The organism is Bacillus sp. FSL R5-0434 (assembly GCF_038004745.1).
GTDB lineage: Bacteria > Bacillota > Bacilli > Bacillales > Bacillaceae > Bacillus > Bacillus halotolerans.
The window spans coordinates 1250170-1265852 of the sequence record NZ_JBBORV010000001.1 but is presented as its reverse complement, the minus strand read 5'-3'; the positions used below and the strand labels follow the sequence as shown (position 1 = coordinate 1265852).

Below are 15683 nucleotides of genomic sequence, written 5' to 3'. Positions count from 1 at the left end.
GCAAAAAGAGCCACACATTAATGTGACTCTTTTTTGTTTGTGAAAACAGTCTCTAATAGAAATGTCAGGATAATAAACACAGCCGCGCAAATCAAAAATCGTACGATTTCAGTCAAAATCCAGCTATGGGCAATACTCATATCATCGGTTTCCTGGAGGGCTGCACATATTGAAAAAATAGTGAGTATGTATTTTAGGATTTCTTTGTTCATGGACACCACACTTTCTGGATATGATCACCAATATCCAAAATAACACATAGCTGAGAGCGGCAAAAGCCGAAAGAGCAAAAAAATACCAGCCCAGTCTGAACTAAAGCTCCAATGAAATACATACTGGCTCTCCATTCTAAGATATGAAATATTACAGATTGAGATCCTTTCCATTGTCAGCTATCCCAATCCGGAATAAAGAAAAAATTGTCCAACCACCTACATTATGGTTATATATGATCTGCTTTTCTCATGTTCATTGATTTGGAGGCGTACGATGAAAGGGATTGTTTTAGTTGTTCAGCTTGGATTTTCATTCATGGCTTTTCTGTTTTTAGCCGCTGTCAATTGGTATCAAGGAAGCGAGCTTGTTTCAGATCAATTCGATTGGAATTACACAGCCAAATTTTCAAAGCTCCTTAACGGCATTGACACCATCACCAGCCCCAAACAAATTTCACAGCTGGATTTTTTCATATACTCTGCGAAACACTATCCGGTCATAAGTATACTGATGATCTGTTCGTTTTTATATGTGTTATTATCACTTTTTTTGCTGATTCGCGATTGCCACACGGCTCGGTAAAGAATATGTCATTTCCCATGCCCCATTGAAATACCATAAAAGGAGCACCGTTATGATCCTCCCCCTCTTTTTTCTTTAATCGCCAGTTCATCTAAAGGATATGGCAAGGCGTATCTCGCTCCGCGTACTTGATTTCTAAGCATTCCACGATTAGGTGCACGATTTACATCTTCTCTATATTCGTATGGTCAATCAGAACTGCGTTTATATGATCCGAACTTGAATGTTCTTGCCTCATTGGTTATTTTCGGTTTCACCTTTTGTTTTTCCATCTTTCGGAACTTTTCTCTCGCTCTTTCGTATAACCTTACAGGAGGTATCACATGATGAAAGAGTATGAATTCGTTAGAGTCGAACTTAGTACCATGAGAAGAAGACCCAAAGAAGACTACCAACAAATCATTCGTGACTATGCTCAAAGAGGATGGAAGTTTATTCAGATTTTCGCCCCTAGTATAGACGGGTATGGAGCAGCTGCTTATTTTGAAATGATATTTGAAAGAGATGTGGAAGATGCTTAGTCTTTATGGCTAAGCATTCTTACCATTGAGTAACTTACATTTATAAATGACAAATCATAAAAAGCTTACAATTAGTAAGCTTTTTTGACCCTTCATGACAAAGAAAGACTCTAGTTTTTTCAATCGTGCTTCAAACTTCGCTTTCGTTCTCGCTCGATAAAGTCCATGCATCAGTTCGATGCTTAATCATTTACTTTCCCAGTATACACATAGATCACCTGTCTTAGAAATTCAGCTAATCCCTCACCATGTTGATCGTAATATCGCTTAAAGCGCTCATCTGATACATACATCTCCCCTAGACCTGCATGAGCTTCTTTGCTGTAGTCGCTCCAATGATAAAGAAGCCATTTTTTGTGCAATTCCGCCGCTTTCAAGGCATCTTCACTTTTTGGATCTCCTTCTTCAAATGCTTTTTTAAGTTTTTCAAACATTTCTTTTTCTGTAGCGGTCAGCTCTTCATATTGCTCCTTTGTCATATTCAACACTTCTTGGTTAGTTTCTTCCACCGCTTCTTCTCCATACTTTTGGCGTATTTCCGCTCCGTATTTCCGCTCGTTTTCTTCCACAAGCTCTTTTTTAAATCCTTTAAATTTCTCTTCATCTCTCATTTTTTCGTTTCTCTCCTCTGCATGAATTGTTTTCTCTACATTTTGTATAAGGCTATCAATCCGGGCTCTTTCTTCTAGAAGCTCTGCATGATGATCCTTTAATGCTTTATGACGATTAAAAGATGGGGAAAAGATTAATTTTTTTATCTCCTCTAATTGGAAGCCTAACTCTCGATAAAATAAAATGTGCTGTAATTGGTTGACTTCTTTTTCCCCATAAATTCGGTATCCAGATGAATTAATCCGTGCTGGCTGTAAAAGGTTAATCTCATCATAATACCTAAGCGTTCTTGTGCTGACTCCCGCTAATTTGGCTAACTTCTGAACGGTATATTCCATTTCTTCTCCCTCCTTATACATTAACCGTACACTTTGACGTAACGTGAATGTCAAAGCTTTTTTTAAAAAAATCTCCTTGAATGTTTCAAGGAGATGATTTATCTGCAACATGTCATATACCGAAACTTATTTGATGTCTCTATTAAGAAGTTCTTTTAAAAGTTGATTGAACTCCTCCTGCTGTTTTATATTTTTGCGGCCATTCCGATTAATTGCTGCTAGTTCACAGACAATGCCAGCCGAAATGAAAAACAATAAACCTTCAAGCATATAGCATCCTCCAACGTTTAAGAGATAGTCAACTGTGTTTGTTCACTTTCTAAAGACTGCTTATCATTTTTATCTTCCTTACGCTGAAAAATGTTATTTAGAATAAGCGCTGTCATGACAAGCAGTGTTCCTGCTACATCAAAAGTGGTTATTTTAGATCCTTGTATCATCATGATTAACAATGTAGTAATGGGAACAAAGTTAATAAATAAAATCCCGTTAATGGGTGATAAAATTTTAACACCATAGTTCCAGCTAAGGAGAGCTACGATACCTGGTAAAGTAATCATAAATATTAAGTCATACTTAATTTCAGCAATCACATTTATACTAGGTATGGACACGTATCCTTGAGCGGTGAGCACAGCTGTTAGAATACCTGTTACAGCTGTACCGAATAAACACGTCAATGTTGAATAACGCAGCGTAGACCATTCTTGAAATAGCTGTCCCCCCATTGTATAGATTACCCATCCCACAACCCCCATTAAAATAAAGGTTAACGAAAACAGATTATCTTTCAATGTATAAAAGAAACTCATATCGCCTTTGGTAATAACGAATGCGGCTCCAAAAAAAGCAATCATAATAGATATAATCTTATATTTTTTCGGTTTCACATGTTTATATCCCCACAGGATAAAAATAGAAACGATTGGCATAAGTGCCTCTGCAATAGACGCAGTCATGATTCCAGACTCCCCCATCAATCTTTGGCCCCAAAAAATAAAAACATTGTATACAGTAAACGCCATCACACCAAAAAAAACGAGCAGTTTTGCTTTACCCTCTAGACGAAATGATTTCTTCCCCTCCCTCACCAATAATAAAATCACTAAGATAACTGCTACAACACCGTATCGAATAGATGAAAAATAAAATGGATCAACAAATGCTAATGCATGATCTGCAACTGGAAACATTGCGCCCCACGACATACTTGCTACTAAACATGTGAGGACACCAATGAATAATTGACCGTTTTTCATTGTCATTCCCCTCCTTTTCTTGTATTGACAATGAGAATTATAAAAAGAAGGGTGACATCATGTAAAATGAATAAAAATGATGAAAAACATCATTTATAATGATATTTTAAATGAAGGAGGGATACTAAATGGAACTGCGAGACTTACAAATTTTCCAAAGCGTTGCTCATCACAAAAGTATTACCGGCGCTGCAAAGGAATTAAGCTATGTACAATCCAATGTAACAGCACGTATTAAGCAATTAGAAAACGAACTCAAAACACCTCTTTTCAATCGGCATAAAAAAGGGGTAACATTAAATCCCGAGGGCCGAAAAATGCTTGAATACGTGAACAAAATCTTGATAGATGTTGAGGAGCTAAAACAAGTCTTTCTTGATAGTGATATACCGTCGGGAATATTAAAAATCGGGACAGTGGAAACAGTGAGGATACTGCCGCCCATCTTAGCCTCCTATTATAAAAAGTATCCTAACGTTGATTTATCATTGCAGGCTGGTTTAACGGAGGAGCTTATTGAGAAGGTAGCTAACCACGAATTAGACGGGGCTTTTATATCAGGGCCAATTAAGCATTCCATTCTCGAACAATATGATGTCAATACTGAAAAACTCACTCTAGTAACAGCAAATAAAACGTTTCAAATAGAGGATTTTATGACGACGCCGATCCTTGTGTCTAATCAAGGATGCGGATATCGTTCCAGGCTGGAACATTGGCTCAAAGATGAAGGTTTACTGCCAAAAAGAATTTTGGAGTTTAACATTCTAGAGACCATTTTAAATAGTGTTGCACTTGGTCTTGGAATCACAGTCGTACCCGAATCTGCCATAACACATCTTTCAGCCGCAGGTAAGGTTTATTGTCACCCGCTGCCTGAGAAATATAGCATGATCTCAACCATCTTTATTCGGCACAAAGACGCTTACATGACAAATTCGATGCGCAGCCTGCTGAAGACGATTAGTGAGCATCAAAGTATGAGTATGTCTTAAGGAAGTCTGCTACTGCTTTGTTCTCACCGCCAAACTTATGCATATTCCTGTTAGCCGCAAATATCTTTTCATAATAAAGAGCAGGCACCATCTCTGCTCCCCCTTTACTCCTTAACATCCGTTTATTTCTGTTATCAAGTTCATGAATTTTTCTGGTGCGGCACATATTACGGATACGTTATAGAGAGAGAAAATAATGAATATGCATTGTGACAAACTTGTTATAGAGAGGACAATTAATTCTCGATTCATGGTAAATGAATATAAAAAGAATCACATGTATGGATATCAAATAGAAGAGAGGCTAAAGAGATGGTTCTCCTTGAAACGGATCGGTTACTATTAAAAACGATTGATGTTAACCTTCTAGACGCTGCATCTAAACTGGATCATCAGGCTATTATAGACCTGGGTTATAAAACAAATGGGGAATGGCCAAACTCCGATTTTTTTGAAGCAATTCCTTATTTCCGCGAGATTTTAATCAAAAATAAAGGAACAAGAGGATTTGATTCATGGATCATTTTAAAGAAGGATGATTATGAAATTGTCGGAGGAACTGGGTTTTTAGGTGACCCGGATACGGATGGCATGGTTGAAATCGGTTTTGCAACAAATAAAAGTCACCGCCGTAAAGGTTATTGTTTTGAGGCTGCTCAAAAGTTAATAAACTGGGCATTAAGCGAAGAGAATGTTAACTGTATTGCGGCAAGATGTGATCATGGCAATATGGGATCACAACATATTTTGAAGAAGTTAGGGTTTAAACTGGACCGTGAAGAAAAAGACTTTATCCATTGGAGATACGCTAAAGTGTAAAAACATATTCTTCACTTATAAGAAAGCAGGCTCTATGCCTGCTTTTTCAAGTTATTTTCCTCTATGCTTTTTTTTAGCTTTTTGCTTTCTGATGAGATACTTTTGTTCTTTTATTTTTTCTCTTTGTTCTTTCGTTATTTGTTTTTTCCTTTGCTTCTTCGCTTCCAACTCTTGTTTCATCGCATCCTGTGCCTTTAAGGATGCTCCGGCACGTTTCAATTCCTTCGAAACCTGACGTTGCAATCTTTTCGGATTTATCTTTTTCTGATCTTGGGCCTTTACACGAACTCCTTCCTGCTCAGACTGGGACAGAGTCTTTAAGAGTTGTCTATTAACAAAATCGAATACTTCAGAATCCTTCGGCTCTTTTCCAAACAAATGCTGAGAGGCCTTTAGTTTTCCGTTTTTCACAACCTCAATAACTCCTACCCAAAACTGACCATTGTAGTAAATCGTTAATTTCATAACGATTCCCCCCTCTTTTAAATGATGAAAGAATGACGGACATCCCGAGGAGGGGAAGGTTACTGACATGATAAAAATGCATTCGGACTACCAACCGAATCGTGTTTTTTCATTCTTCCGCATAAATTTTATCAATTTTTCCCTTTAGAGAAAAGATATTGAGTGCATACTTCAAGAATAAGTCATGCATCAGCTTGAACCTTTTTTCTCTATTCAAAATCAAGGAAACCAAAGAAGACTGAAAAAAATTAAATAGAATTGCATTCTCTTCTTTCAATAGAATATCAAGCTACGGTTTCCTTTTGTTTCGCAAAAGCGAGGATCCCATTATTTGCATGCCCCTTTATGAAAGCAGCCTCTGCCGAACCAGTTTCATCTTTGTACGAAAAACGGAACTAACTCAAGTTCATTCGAGTCAGCTCCGCTTGATTATTAGTCCAAGTTTTGGTCGATGGTTCCCTCAAAATAGTCATCACTGACTTGTTCATGCGTTTCAGCCAAACCCTGTTCCAATTGAGTGGTTCCTTTGTAATCTGACAGTTCAAAATATCTTCCTGCAACATCCATATTTTCGTTTGCTTCTTCTTTGTTATTGGTTTGCTCGTTCTTGCCTAATGTCTCTGACTTAGGATCGCCATTTTGATTAAAATCAAAATCCTTGTCGATTTCCGAAAATCTTTTATAATCATCAGGTCTGTCTGCTCCATTTTTTTGAGTCACATCATCCACTCCCATTCCTTATCAATCAATATGACAGGCCAAAAACAATTGGCCCTATCTTGATATTAGGCTTTCCATTGAAACAAAACTTATTTGGTCCTCTTTGAACCTGTGCCACGTTTTTTAGGGTCATCTGCCTTGAATGCTGTTTCAGTCTCATGATCATTTCTTATTTGTTCAATACTTGAATTTTGAATCCCTTTTTTAGTCATGCTTTCACCTCTTTTCTGAAAACATTGGAATATCAGCTTCACCCTTATTCTGTCTTTTGAGCAGGCATTCATTCACCCCTTTTGACCAATAACAAAAAAATCATTCGTCATTAGTTCTGTATCTGCCAAAGCATAATTTATCTTTCAGTCAACACAATAAGTTTAAAGAATGTAATATGACAGAAACTGTTCCCTTTACTGTAAGAAAAACACTCTTTATTTAGAGGATCAGCCAGCATGAAAACAAGTCTAGAATTATGTATTAAGCCTAATTGCTGATGTGACTGCCGTTGGATCGGATACATTCATGCTAGTGAATCTGGTTTTTTTCATTGAATCGGAAAAGCAGATTAGATTGAAAAAAGCCCTTCTCTCTGAGAAGGGCTAAGTAATAGTAATGACATTTACACAATCGGTTCATACCTTAAACCCCGCCATATTAATGAAGGCGGCGGGTCTATACGCAAAGGTGCAGCCTGTTTCTTTACACTCGCTGCTTATTTGATTACGAAATCACCGTATTCTGCTGAATGGATATTGATCGGTCCGTTCAGATTGTAGTTGTTCGACTTGGCGATAGAGCGAAGCACATCCACACGGGCAACAGATTCTCTCCACTCATCACGGGTGTCCGGATCTGCTGGATTCATCAGGTCGTCATAACGCACGTCCAGAAATTTATTTAACCATTTCTTCTCATCTATTCCGTCTTTAGGTGAGCCGCCTGCCTTTTTGTTCGTGCGTTTGATCAAGGCATAAAAAGAGTCAGGGTCATCACCATCGCCATGCTGAATAACTGTATCGTACATCACAGCTCTTGCCAATGCCGTTTTCAATCCGGCATTCTCTGATCGTTTCATGGCAGGCTGATAATACAAGCGATCATTTACCTTGTCTTGGGCAGCACGGAAATCTTTATCATTTCCAAGCGAACGCCAGGCAGAAGCAAATCCCTTGAGGTTGCTTATGTCATCGCTTTCTTCTTCGGCCAGACGGCGCAATTCAGGAAGATACTTTTTCAGTTTGTTATTCGGTACTGCCTTTGTGTATACTTCAACTACTTCCAATGCATCCCCGGTAGCCGTTGTAAAGCCTGCCCGTCCGCATGTATAGCCTCTTCCATCACCCAAGGGTTCCACATATCCGTATTGGATTTCCGTCGTGCCGTTTTCAAAGATACTGGTCAGCTGTTCCGCCCGGCGCTTTTGATCCTTGTTCAGTCCGGCCGCAAAAACCGTATCACTCATCATCAGGGTAAAAAACATGGTGAAAATAAATGATGAAATCGCTGCCTTCTTCCAGAAACCTGCTTTTTTCTCCAAACTGATTTTCATTCTATTACCCCTTTCTACATATTGTAATTACGGACTCAGTATACATGAAGGGGCTGACCTTTTGTTGAAAATACATCGATTTGTCAATTTTTTGAATCTTAATTACTACTCTTAGAAGATTGCGGCTTGAACCTTATCCTCTCATTTAAAAGACAGACATCATTTTCACCACAGAGAGATTCTTGAGAGAAAAGGCTTTCCGACAAGGACTTCTCTTATTATCATTCGTTCCATTTTTAAAAGTAATCATTGCCAATCAGCTATCGTAGAAACTGTAACTAATAGGAATTCATGTAAGTCAAAAAAAGAATCCTTCTTTGTAAGGACTCTTCCCAATACCAAGATGTTTTTATTTAAACCATGCTTTCTTTAAATTGCTGGTAAAGTTATTATCATTAATAGGAACATTTGCTTTACCGAAATCTGTTGTATGTAATGCATTCCTTGCGGCAGGAGTTAAATCATCCCATCCGATTAACGGTTGAGTTCCGCCTACTACATCATCGCTCATAAGTAATTCATGGTTCAGCGGCCAAGTGCTGTCATATGCAATCAAAGGATGATGACCTCTCATGTTGCTTCCACTTGGTGCTGCATTTGTGAATTTTCCGTGTCCGGAATATGCAATGGATAAAACTTTTGGATGTTGATTTGCTGGATTATCAATCCATACAACGATTCCTTCCCAGTCATGTCTGTGACCTAATTTTGGAGAGGCTTCATCTTTTGGAAAATACCAGGAATACATAATTGCCCAAACACCATTGTACCAAGCAGAACGCGAATATACTTGTCCTGTATTTTTGCTGCAATGTCCTTCAGGCGCTCCAGTAGGCTCTAAACCTCCACTTGTATTGCCTTGTGCATCGACTGCAGGAAAAGGCACGCACCCGCTATAAACCTTCAAATATGGCTGAAAACGTTTCGCCGCTTTTTGAGTAACAGTGGCAGGCGCTGCCTCTTTAAAGCCGACAACCTTGTCATGATCGATTACTGCTGCATTTGCTGTTGAAACAATGCTGACAGAAGCGAAAACGGATAAAAAGAGAGCCAAGAAAAATTTGTTCATGATTCCAACTCCTTTTGACAATATAGACAATTATTAGTTATCAAAAATTCGAGTTGAAATCAATGTCATTTTTACAAACTTCACACATTTTGTTTCTAAAGTATTATTTGAATTTTTCTTATGTTTTAAATTCTGTAAATCATATTCATTTCAAAAACGTGTCACAAACACACAATAAGCCCCATCCGCTAAGGACAGAGCTTTTTGTCATTTTAGAGCCTTTCAAGCACGTTTTTCGTCTGTAGCACCGCCAGCAGAAAGCATCAGAAAAGAATACTAAAACTTCTCTGCACGAAGTGTCGGTTCTTCTGCAAACAATGATGATGTGCTGTTTCCTTACTCATCTTTTTTATCTTTATCGGCATCTTCATTATCCTCAACCGGATCTTCGGGATCAGTCTCATTATCTTTTTCATCATCTTTATTGATCGTATCGTCCTCATCAACACCCGGCGCATTGTTACCATTATTATCTTGATCGTTCTCCTCAACATCTGGAGTATTGTTATCTTGATCATTATTATTTTGATCATTATTACAGCCCATTAATATAAAAGTGGATAGACATAACGCAGTTATTATTTGCAGCCATTTTTTACTCATTTCCACCCTCCTCTCTTCTTTTTAATCCATATAAGTTTGTCCATTAAGTTCACTTTGATTCGTTCCATTCTAAATGTCTTCTTGATCAGCATATTAATTCAATCCTTTGCGAAAACTATAAACAAAGGTGCTTAGGATGTGGTTAAGAAGAAAAATAAATAACTATTCAAAATGCAGTTAACCACGTTAAACCAAATAATGTAAGATCATTCATGCCGATATCCTGGCACAATATTCTCTAAGGTTGATTTATTCCTCCCTCTTTGGTGAAGTTGTTCTCTATCTTGAATATGTAGTTTCCTTATGAGTTTTTCAGGCTATAAAAAACACCCCAATCGCTAAACTCATTGTCTAACAATTGGGGCGCAATTTACGATTCATTTATAATCTTAGGATTTGCTCCATATTGATTCTCTATTGTTTCACTATCTTGGCAGTTAAAGATCAGCATAATAATAGGACCGACCACCGGAATAAAGCCTATAAATATCCACCAGCCACTTTTGCCGATATCATGCAATCTGCGGATACTGAGAGCAAGAGACGGAAGAAAAACAGCTAACTGATAAAGAAAGATCAGAATATATGCCAGTAATCCCCCGCCATATCCAATTACATATCCTACTTGAGAACCGGCATATCCTTCTGCCGCCAATGGGCCTGATGTTAATAATCCAACTAGTATTAATGATAGCAGTAATAAAATAAAACAAATGATGCCATTAAAGAGATGAAACATCCAATATTCCTTTCGCCGAGCTCTCCCTTCAAAATTGACATAGTTCTTTAAGCCATTCCAATACCATTTCATATAGTTTCCTCCATTACCGACACTGTAAATTACTGAAAAACATATCCATTATATCATAAAAATGATTAAAAATAGGGAGGGCTATAAAACTAGTCAATGGCAAAAAGACCTCAATATCAAAGAACTTGCTATACAAAAAATGAAGGCAGTCGTAAAACAAAAATGGACAAGCTGATTGTCCTCACTCCTTTAGTTCCATTCTTAGTCAACTGACAACAAAACAGGAATTAACGAAATACGCCAACATACACTTTGTATGAATGTAAACGAAGGAGTGGTTGCTTTGTATCATTACTTTTATGTTCCTGTGTTAATTCCTCACTTACCACCTGCTCATCACACGCAAAGAAATCAAGACTTTTCAGAAAGACAGCGAAGAAGAGAAATAACATTGAATGTAGATGGCTTTATACCGCCATCTTCCACCGAGGATCTCGGAGACGGCTTTTATTCTTACGCATGGACTAACCAACAGGTCATAGATCCCGGTGAATACCTTGTTTGTTATCTTGAAGGAAGAGATATAAAGGTAATAAATGGCGGGTTTACTCCACGTGATTATGCTCCAATGTATGCAATAGGCAGTTTTCCGAGGCGAAGAAACCAGTGGGTGATTACGATTCATAATCCTCTTCAAACCCAAAGAGCCATATCACTTTATCTCATTGCGAAAAGATAACACAAAACAAAAACGGCAGGAACGCCTTTATCAGCGTTTCCTGCCGTTTTTTTCGTGTATGATTCCGCCTGGGTTCGAACCAGTGGCCTCTACCTTGTCAAGGTAGGGGCTATATGCCGTTACGAACTGACGTTTTATATTATAGGGTTTTCTGACAAGAATTTCTGATAAAACCTTTTGTTTTGACTAAAAAGTTTGTCCCCTATTCGTCCTCATCTGTTCCCAAATGGCATTACAACATACTTCGTCTATTCACTGTGACCGAATCCTTTCACCTAACTTATCTTCATAAACAGTTTATCATTTGGCTATCAAAAACAGCCCTATTAATAAATTATTAGTAAATTTGGCCATACCATATCATATAAACTTCATATATTAATATTGATTAAAATAATAGGAGGGCTTAAATTGGGTTATTATAAAAAATATAAAGAAGAGTATTACACTTGGAAAAAAACTTATTACAAAAAGTATTATGACCACGATAAGAAGCATTATGATTGTGACAATAAGTATTATGATTTTGATCATGACAAGAAGTATGATGATGATCACGATTATCATTACGATAAAAAGTATTATGATGACGATGATCATTATTATGATTTTGTCGAATCGTATAAAAAACATCACTAAATCTCTTAAACATCTATAAAAGTTTCTGCTTTATATCAAGTGATGTGAAAATAGAAAAGCTCCCTATTGTGTGGGAGCTTTTCTTAGAAAATTGAGATTTTATGTTCCTATCCAGGTTCAAATTAAACACCGCTGAACTTTTCAATGATTTTGACCCTAAAAAGAGACACGCTCAATGAATTTCTAAGCCAAAAAATCAAGTTTGCCCTTTTATTTCAAAGCCTATTGAATTGTACATCTGATGACTTCTGAATGAAAATGATGATTGTTGGCAGAATTGGACAACAATCCGCCAACACTTTACTACTTAATTACAGGTGGTTGATTCTTAGCCATTGAATGTTTTTAAGGAACCTTTTACTCATTCACATTGCTTTTCATTAACCATTCTACTTCCGTTAATTCTTGTTTTTGAACGTCTTTTGTGTGTTTTTTCGTGAAATGTTCTTTAACAGCTTCTTCGTTTTCCCAAATCTCCCAAAGCATTATTTTGCGTTCTGATGGTTCAAGCGGATAAGCATGGAATGTAATACACCCTTCTTCTTTGTTTGTTTCTTCCTCAAGTTTTTTAAATTCCTTCATTATTTCATTAAGGTCTTTATCACTGATGATTTTTAAGCATGCAGTTATGTAATGCACCGAAATTCCTCCTCACATCATTTTATGACTTTTCATTATAACATTTTCTTGAAAAATGTAGATGTCATTTATACATCATTAAACGACATCGATAGCCTTTTAGACCAATTTTCTATAAATTCTAAAGCAAGCTAAAGGGTCGATATCAGACGATATGGTCCTTATTTATGTTTATTCCGACCCTTTTTAATCTAAATAGAGGGACTTTTCAAAAAATATTCTATTAGAGGGGGTCCTTAGCGGTATAATATTAAATATATGTAAATAAAAGGAGGTATTTGATTGTCTGTTTCGGATTTAATCCCATATCATTATGTAACTACAGACATTAATCATTGGTATGTTGTAATAAAGCAGGGTCGAGTTGAGAAAGCAAAAGAAATGAAAAGAAAAGTTGAAAAAGAATTCGATATGATGGAGAAAAATGAAAAGGTTGCAGTCTATCTTCAGCTATTAAAGCTACGGCACGAAATAATGCTGTCGTATCTCGAACCTGACTCTGAAAATATAGATGGTGTTTATGCTTACCTCAAAAAGACAAGGGAAAATATGGCCCCTGAATCCCTCACCAATACAATAGAGTTCTATTATCATTTTTTTACCGGCATGTATCATTTTAGAACGAGAGATTTAGTTATTGCTTTAACATATTATCGCGAAGCCGAATTAGATAAAAACGCAAATACAGATAAGGCAGAGTTCTATTTCAAAATGTCAGAAGTCTATTACTATATGAAAGAGACTCATTTTTCAATGAATTATGCCCAGCGAGCATACTCTATATTTAAAGAGCAAAAAGATGCTCAGGGGAACCTTACATATGGCAAAGAAATGGTCCAATGTCAGTTTGTTATCTTTGGGAACTGGCTAGATAAAATGTGTTATGAGGACGCTTTAGAAACAGCTGAAAAGCCTTAAATGATGCTATAAAAATAGGGGAGCAACATTTAATTGGTTCAGCTCATTTTAATGTGGGATTATGTTATAATAATCTTGAAGAACTTGACAATTATGAGAAACATTTTCAAATCACCTATGAAATTCATAAGAATCGAAAGCACATTTATGAGTCCAAAGCGATTTTTAATCTGGCATATGTCAAAGCAAAGAAAAATGATTTAAAGACTGCATTAGAATTATACCAGGAAGGTCAGAAGGTTGCTGCCCGACACAACAACCAGGAAGTAACCGAGAAATTAAAACTGGTTAAAGGTCTTTATTTATCATTCGACTTACAAACACTTAGAGAAGTGTTCAAGTTCTTCGAAGAGAAAAACCTTTACGGTGATATGGAAGAATACGCTGTTGCTGTTGCTGATTTTTTGACCAACAAAGAAGACAGACATGATGCGGTCGATTTTTATCAAATGGCAATTGAAGCACGCAAACAAATTCAAAGGGGGAAACATTTAAATGAAAAAATGTAAAATTGCAATTTGTTTAGCGCTCTTGCTTGGCGTTGTTGGAGTATCTAGCGCTTCATACGCTCTTTCTGAGCAGTCCACTTATAAGGTCGCAGATAGAGCAGCAACTTAATATGAAATCTAAGAAATAACCCCATTTTGGACTTTACAAATGGGGTTTTTACTTTATCTTCTCAACTCAATTTTTATTCTTGGGTTTTCATTTAAATCATATTCTGCATTAATAAAACCGACAACCCCTATAAAAAGTAAAAAACCCTTGCTACGCAAGGGTTTAAGCTATGATTCCGACTGGGCTCGAACCAGCGACCTCTACCCTGTCAAGGTAGCGCTCTCCCAGCTGAGCTACGGAATCATGATATGTATGTGTTGCTGGGTATGTTGTTGTCTTTCTGACAAGTTCTATTATATAACCTTCCCTTCTATTCGTCAACTGCTTTTTTAGAAAAACTTTTTTTCGGACTTGCTGTTATGTTCATCGGCTATTATAATATGTCTTAATTTTCTAACAATAGGGGTGATGGGGTTTTGCATTCTTTGATTTCTTCTGATGATGTATGGGTATTATGGGGATTTATTGCGGTGTGGGCGGCAGTGAGCATCTGGCTGGAGCAGCGGTTTAAGTGGGCTTCCGCTGTGTCAGGTGCTATTATCGCACTGGCAGGTGCAATGGTGTTTACAAATATAGGAGTGCTTCCTGTTGAATCGCCTGTATACGACACCGTATGGTCATATGTAGTGCCGCTTGCGATTCCTCTTTTGCTGTTTCAGATCAATGTGCGGCAGATTTTTAAGGAAAGCAGGCGTTTGCTGTTTATTTTTCTTATAAGCTCCTTAGGGACAGTGGTTGGCAGCATCATCGCTTTTTTTCTATTAAAACAGCATATTCCCTATCTAGATAAGATCGGCGGGATGATCAGTGCCTCCTATATTGGCGGCGGGATTAATTTTGCGGCGATGGCTGCGAAATTTGAGACACCGGGCGAATATGTGTCGGCAACGGTTGTGGCAGATAACTTTATGATGGCGCTGTTGTTTTTTATTTTAATCAGCATTCCCGCACTCAAATGGTTTCGCCGGCATTATGCGATGCCGTTTGAAGATCAGGCAAAAGCGGAAGGAAACAATGGTAACAGCGCGGAAAGCTATTGGAAGCGGAAGGACATTTCATTAAAGGATATTGCCTTTAACGCTGGAGCTGCTTTTGCCCTTGTTGCGGTAAGTGGTAAGATTTCCGGCTATTTCAAAATTACGTTTTCTCATCCCCTTTTGACCGGGACGCTTGGCGATCAGTACCTTGTGCTTACGTCTTTAACCGTTCTTATCATCTTTCTGTTCCCTCGTTTTTTTGAAAGGCTCAATGGATCTCAGGAGCTTGGCACCTACTTGATTTATTTGTTTTTTGTGGTGATTGGCATTCCTGCAGATCTCCGGTTAATCATCACAAATGCGCCTCTTATTCTCTTATTTGTCTTTATCATCGCCATCAGCAATTTAGCGGTTTCCTTAGCTGTCGGTAAATTGTTCCGCGTGCGCCTTGAGGAAATTCTGCTTGCCGTAAACGCCACAGTCGGCGGCCCTACGACAGCAGCTGCGATGGCGATTGCCAAAGGATGGCGGGAGCTTGTTGCACCGATTATGCTGGTCGGCACACTCGGCTACTTGATCGGCAATTATGTTGGCACCTTTATGGGAAATTGGTTTTCTTCCTTTTTATAAAAAGGATTTTCACACTTTCCTCAGAAT

Annotated in this window: 21 protein-coding genes and 1 tRNA gene; 9 read left to right on the top strand and 13 right to left on the bottom strand. The window is 37.7% G+C overall.

Going from position 1 to position 15683, the window contains the following annotated elements:
- Positions 1 to 17 precede the first annotated feature (17 nt).
- Positions 18 to 140: a hypothetical protein gene (locus tag NYE43_RS06555; RefSeq protein ID WP_257963045.1), complete on the bottom strand. Its 123-nt coding sequence runs from the start codon at positions 138 to 140 to the stop codon at positions 18 to 20.
- A 349-nt stretch (positions 141 to 489) separates the two neighbouring features.
- On the opposite strand from NYE43_RS06555, the gene NYE43_RS06550 reads away from it, so the two are divergent.
- Both NYE43_RS06550 and NYE43_RS06545 read left to right on the top strand, forming a co-directional pair.
- Positions 490 to 798 carry a YjdJ family protein gene (locus NYE43_RS06550; protein WP_101860785.1) on the top strand — a complete coding sequence of 103 codons (309 nt, stop codon included), beginning with the start codon at positions 490 to 492 and terminating at the stop codon, positions 796 to 798.
- A 326-nt stretch (positions 799 to 1124) separates the two neighbouring features.
- On the top strand, positions 1125 to 1319 hold the full coding sequence (locus NYE43_RS06545; protein WP_024121010.1) for a DUF4177 domain-containing protein: 195 nt from the start codon (positions 1125 to 1127) through the stop codon (positions 1317 to 1319).
- Positions 1320 to 1501: 182 nt separating this feature from the next.
- Here the strand turns inward: NYE43_RS06545 and NYE43_RS06540 are convergent, their stop codons facing one another.
- From NYE43_RS06540 to NYE43_RS06530, 3 genes are all read right to left on the bottom strand, one after another.
- Positions 1502 to 2269, bottom strand: coding sequence for a MerR family transcriptional regulator (locus NYE43_RS06540; protein ID WP_095713534.1), 768 nt, complete (start codon positions 2267 to 2269; stop codon positions 1502 to 1504).
- A gap of 126 nt (positions 2270 to 2395) precedes the next feature.
- On the bottom strand, positions 2396 to 2539 hold the full coding sequence (locus NYE43_RS06535; RefSeq protein ID WP_024121008.1) for a YrzO family protein: 144 nt from the start codon (positions 2537 to 2539) through the stop codon (positions 2396 to 2398).
- Positions 2540 to 2556: 17 nt separating this feature from the next.
- Complete coding sequence (locus NYE43_RS06530; protein WP_341061335.1) at positions 2557 to 3528, bottom strand: DMT family transporter; 972 nt, start codon at positions 3526 to 3528, stop codon at positions 2557 to 2559.
- 128 nt (positions 3529 to 3656) lie between these two features.
- Between NYE43_RS06530 and NYE43_RS06525 the strand changes: the two genes are divergently transcribed.
- On the top strand, positions 3657 to 4523 hold the full coding sequence (locus tag NYE43_RS06525; protein ID WP_185848066.1) for a LysR family transcriptional regulator: 867 nt from the start codon (positions 3657 to 3659) through the stop codon (positions 4521 to 4523).
- 312 nt (positions 4524 to 4835) lie between these two features.
- Positions 4836 to 5342 carry a GNAT family N-acetyltransferase gene (locus NYE43_RS06520; protein WP_024121004.1) on the top strand — a complete coding sequence of 169 codons (507 nt, stop codon included), beginning with the start codon at positions 4836 to 4838 and terminating at the stop codon, positions 5340 to 5342.
- A 51-nt stretch (positions 5343 to 5393) separates the two neighbouring features.
- Here NYE43_RS06520 and NYE43_RS06515 read toward each other — a convergent pair whose 3' ends face one another.
- The 7 genes from NYE43_RS06515 to NYE43_RS06485 form a co-directional block, all read right to left on the bottom strand.
- Complete coding sequence (locus tag NYE43_RS06515) at positions 5394 to 5807, bottom strand: YjdF family protein (RefSeq protein WP_024121003.1); 414 nt, start codon at positions 5805 to 5807, stop codon at positions 5394 to 5396.
- Positions 5808 to 6239: 432 nt separating this feature from the next.
- Positions 6240 to 6527 carry a YozQ family protein gene (locus NYE43_RS06510; RefSeq protein ID WP_101860788.1) on the bottom strand — a complete coding sequence of 96 codons (288 nt, stop codon included), beginning with the start codon at positions 6525 to 6527 and terminating at the stop codon, positions 6240 to 6242.
- 89 nt (positions 6528 to 6616) lie between these two features.
- Positions 6617 to 6739, bottom strand: a complete 123-nt coding sequence (locus NYE43_RS06505) for a biofilm-forming protein (protein ID WP_095713538.1) — start codon at positions 6737 to 6739, stop codon at positions 6617 to 6619.
- 497 nt (positions 6740 to 7236) lie between these two features.
- Positions 7237 to 8073: a chitosanase gene (gene csn / locus NYE43_RS06500; protein ID WP_095713539.1), complete on the bottom strand. Its 837-nt coding sequence runs from the start codon at positions 8071 to 8073 to the stop codon at positions 7237 to 7239.
- 349 nt (positions 8074 to 8422) lie between these two features.
- Positions 8423 to 9142: an NPP1 family protein gene (locus NYE43_RS06495; RefSeq protein WP_101860789.1), complete on the bottom strand. Its 720-nt coding sequence runs from the start codon at positions 9140 to 9142 to the stop codon at positions 8423 to 8425.
- A 336-nt stretch (positions 9143 to 9478) separates the two neighbouring features.
- Complete coding sequence (locus NYE43_RS06490) at positions 9479 to 9745, bottom strand: hypothetical protein (RefSeq protein WP_024120997.1); 267 nt, start codon at positions 9743 to 9745, stop codon at positions 9479 to 9481.
- Positions 9746 to 10115: 370 nt separating this feature from the next.
- A complete protein-coding gene (locus tag NYE43_RS06485; protein WP_024120995.1) occupies positions 10116 to 10556 on the bottom strand; it encodes a DUF805 domain-containing protein in 441 nt (146 codons plus the stop codon).
- Positions 10557 to 10839: 283 nt separating this feature from the next.
- Between NYE43_RS06485 and NYE43_RS06480 the strand changes: the two genes are divergently transcribed.
- Together NYE43_RS06480 and NYE43_RS06475 are read left to right on the top strand one after the other, a co-directional pair.
- A complete protein-coding gene (locus tag NYE43_RS06480) occupies positions 10840 to 11235 on the top strand; it encodes a hypothetical protein (protein WP_024120994.1) in 396 nt (131 codons plus the stop codon).
- Positions 11236 to 11646: 411 nt separating this feature from the next.
- Positions 11647 to 11874, top strand: a complete 228-nt coding sequence (locus NYE43_RS06475) for a spore coat protein C (RefSeq protein WP_185848067.1) — start codon at positions 11647 to 11649, stop codon at positions 11872 to 11874.
- A 357-nt stretch (positions 11875 to 12231) separates the two neighbouring features.
- On the opposite strand, the gene NYE43_RS06470 is transcribed toward NYE43_RS06475, so the two are convergent.
- Positions 12232 to 12519: a putative quinol monooxygenase gene (locus tag NYE43_RS06470; protein WP_223203927.1), complete on the bottom strand. Its 288-nt coding sequence runs from the start codon at positions 12517 to 12519 to the stop codon at positions 12232 to 12234.
- A gap of 276 nt (positions 12520 to 12795) precedes the next feature.
- Between NYE43_RS06470 and NYE43_RS06465 the strand changes: the two genes are divergently transcribed.
- Together NYE43_RS06465 and NYE43_RS06460 are read left to right on the top strand one after the other, a co-directional pair.
- A complete protein-coding gene (locus NYE43_RS06465; RefSeq protein WP_260627274.1) occupies positions 12796 to 13431 on the top strand; it encodes a response regulator aspartate phosphatase in 636 nt (211 codons plus the stop codon).
- A 53-nt stretch (positions 13432 to 13484) separates the two neighbouring features.
- Positions 13485 to 13940: a hypothetical protein gene (locus NYE43_RS06460; protein ID WP_257963047.1), complete on the top strand. Its 456-nt coding sequence runs from the start codon at positions 13485 to 13487 to the stop codon at positions 13938 to 13940.
- A gap of 279 nt (positions 13941 to 14219) precedes the next feature.
- Here NYE43_RS06460 and NYE43_RS06455 read toward each other — a convergent pair.
- Positions 14220 to 14292: transfer RNA gene (locus NYE43_RS06455), tRNA-Val, on the bottom strand.
- Positions 14293 to 14465: 173 nt separating this feature from the next.
- On the opposite strand from NYE43_RS06455, the gene NYE43_RS06450 reads away from it, so the two are divergent.
- Positions 14466 to 15656, top strand: coding sequence for a DUF819 family protein (locus NYE43_RS06450; RefSeq protein ID WP_283912918.1), 1191 nt, complete (start codon positions 14466 to 14468; stop codon positions 15654 to 15656).
- Positions 15657 to 15683: the final 27 nt, after the last annotated feature.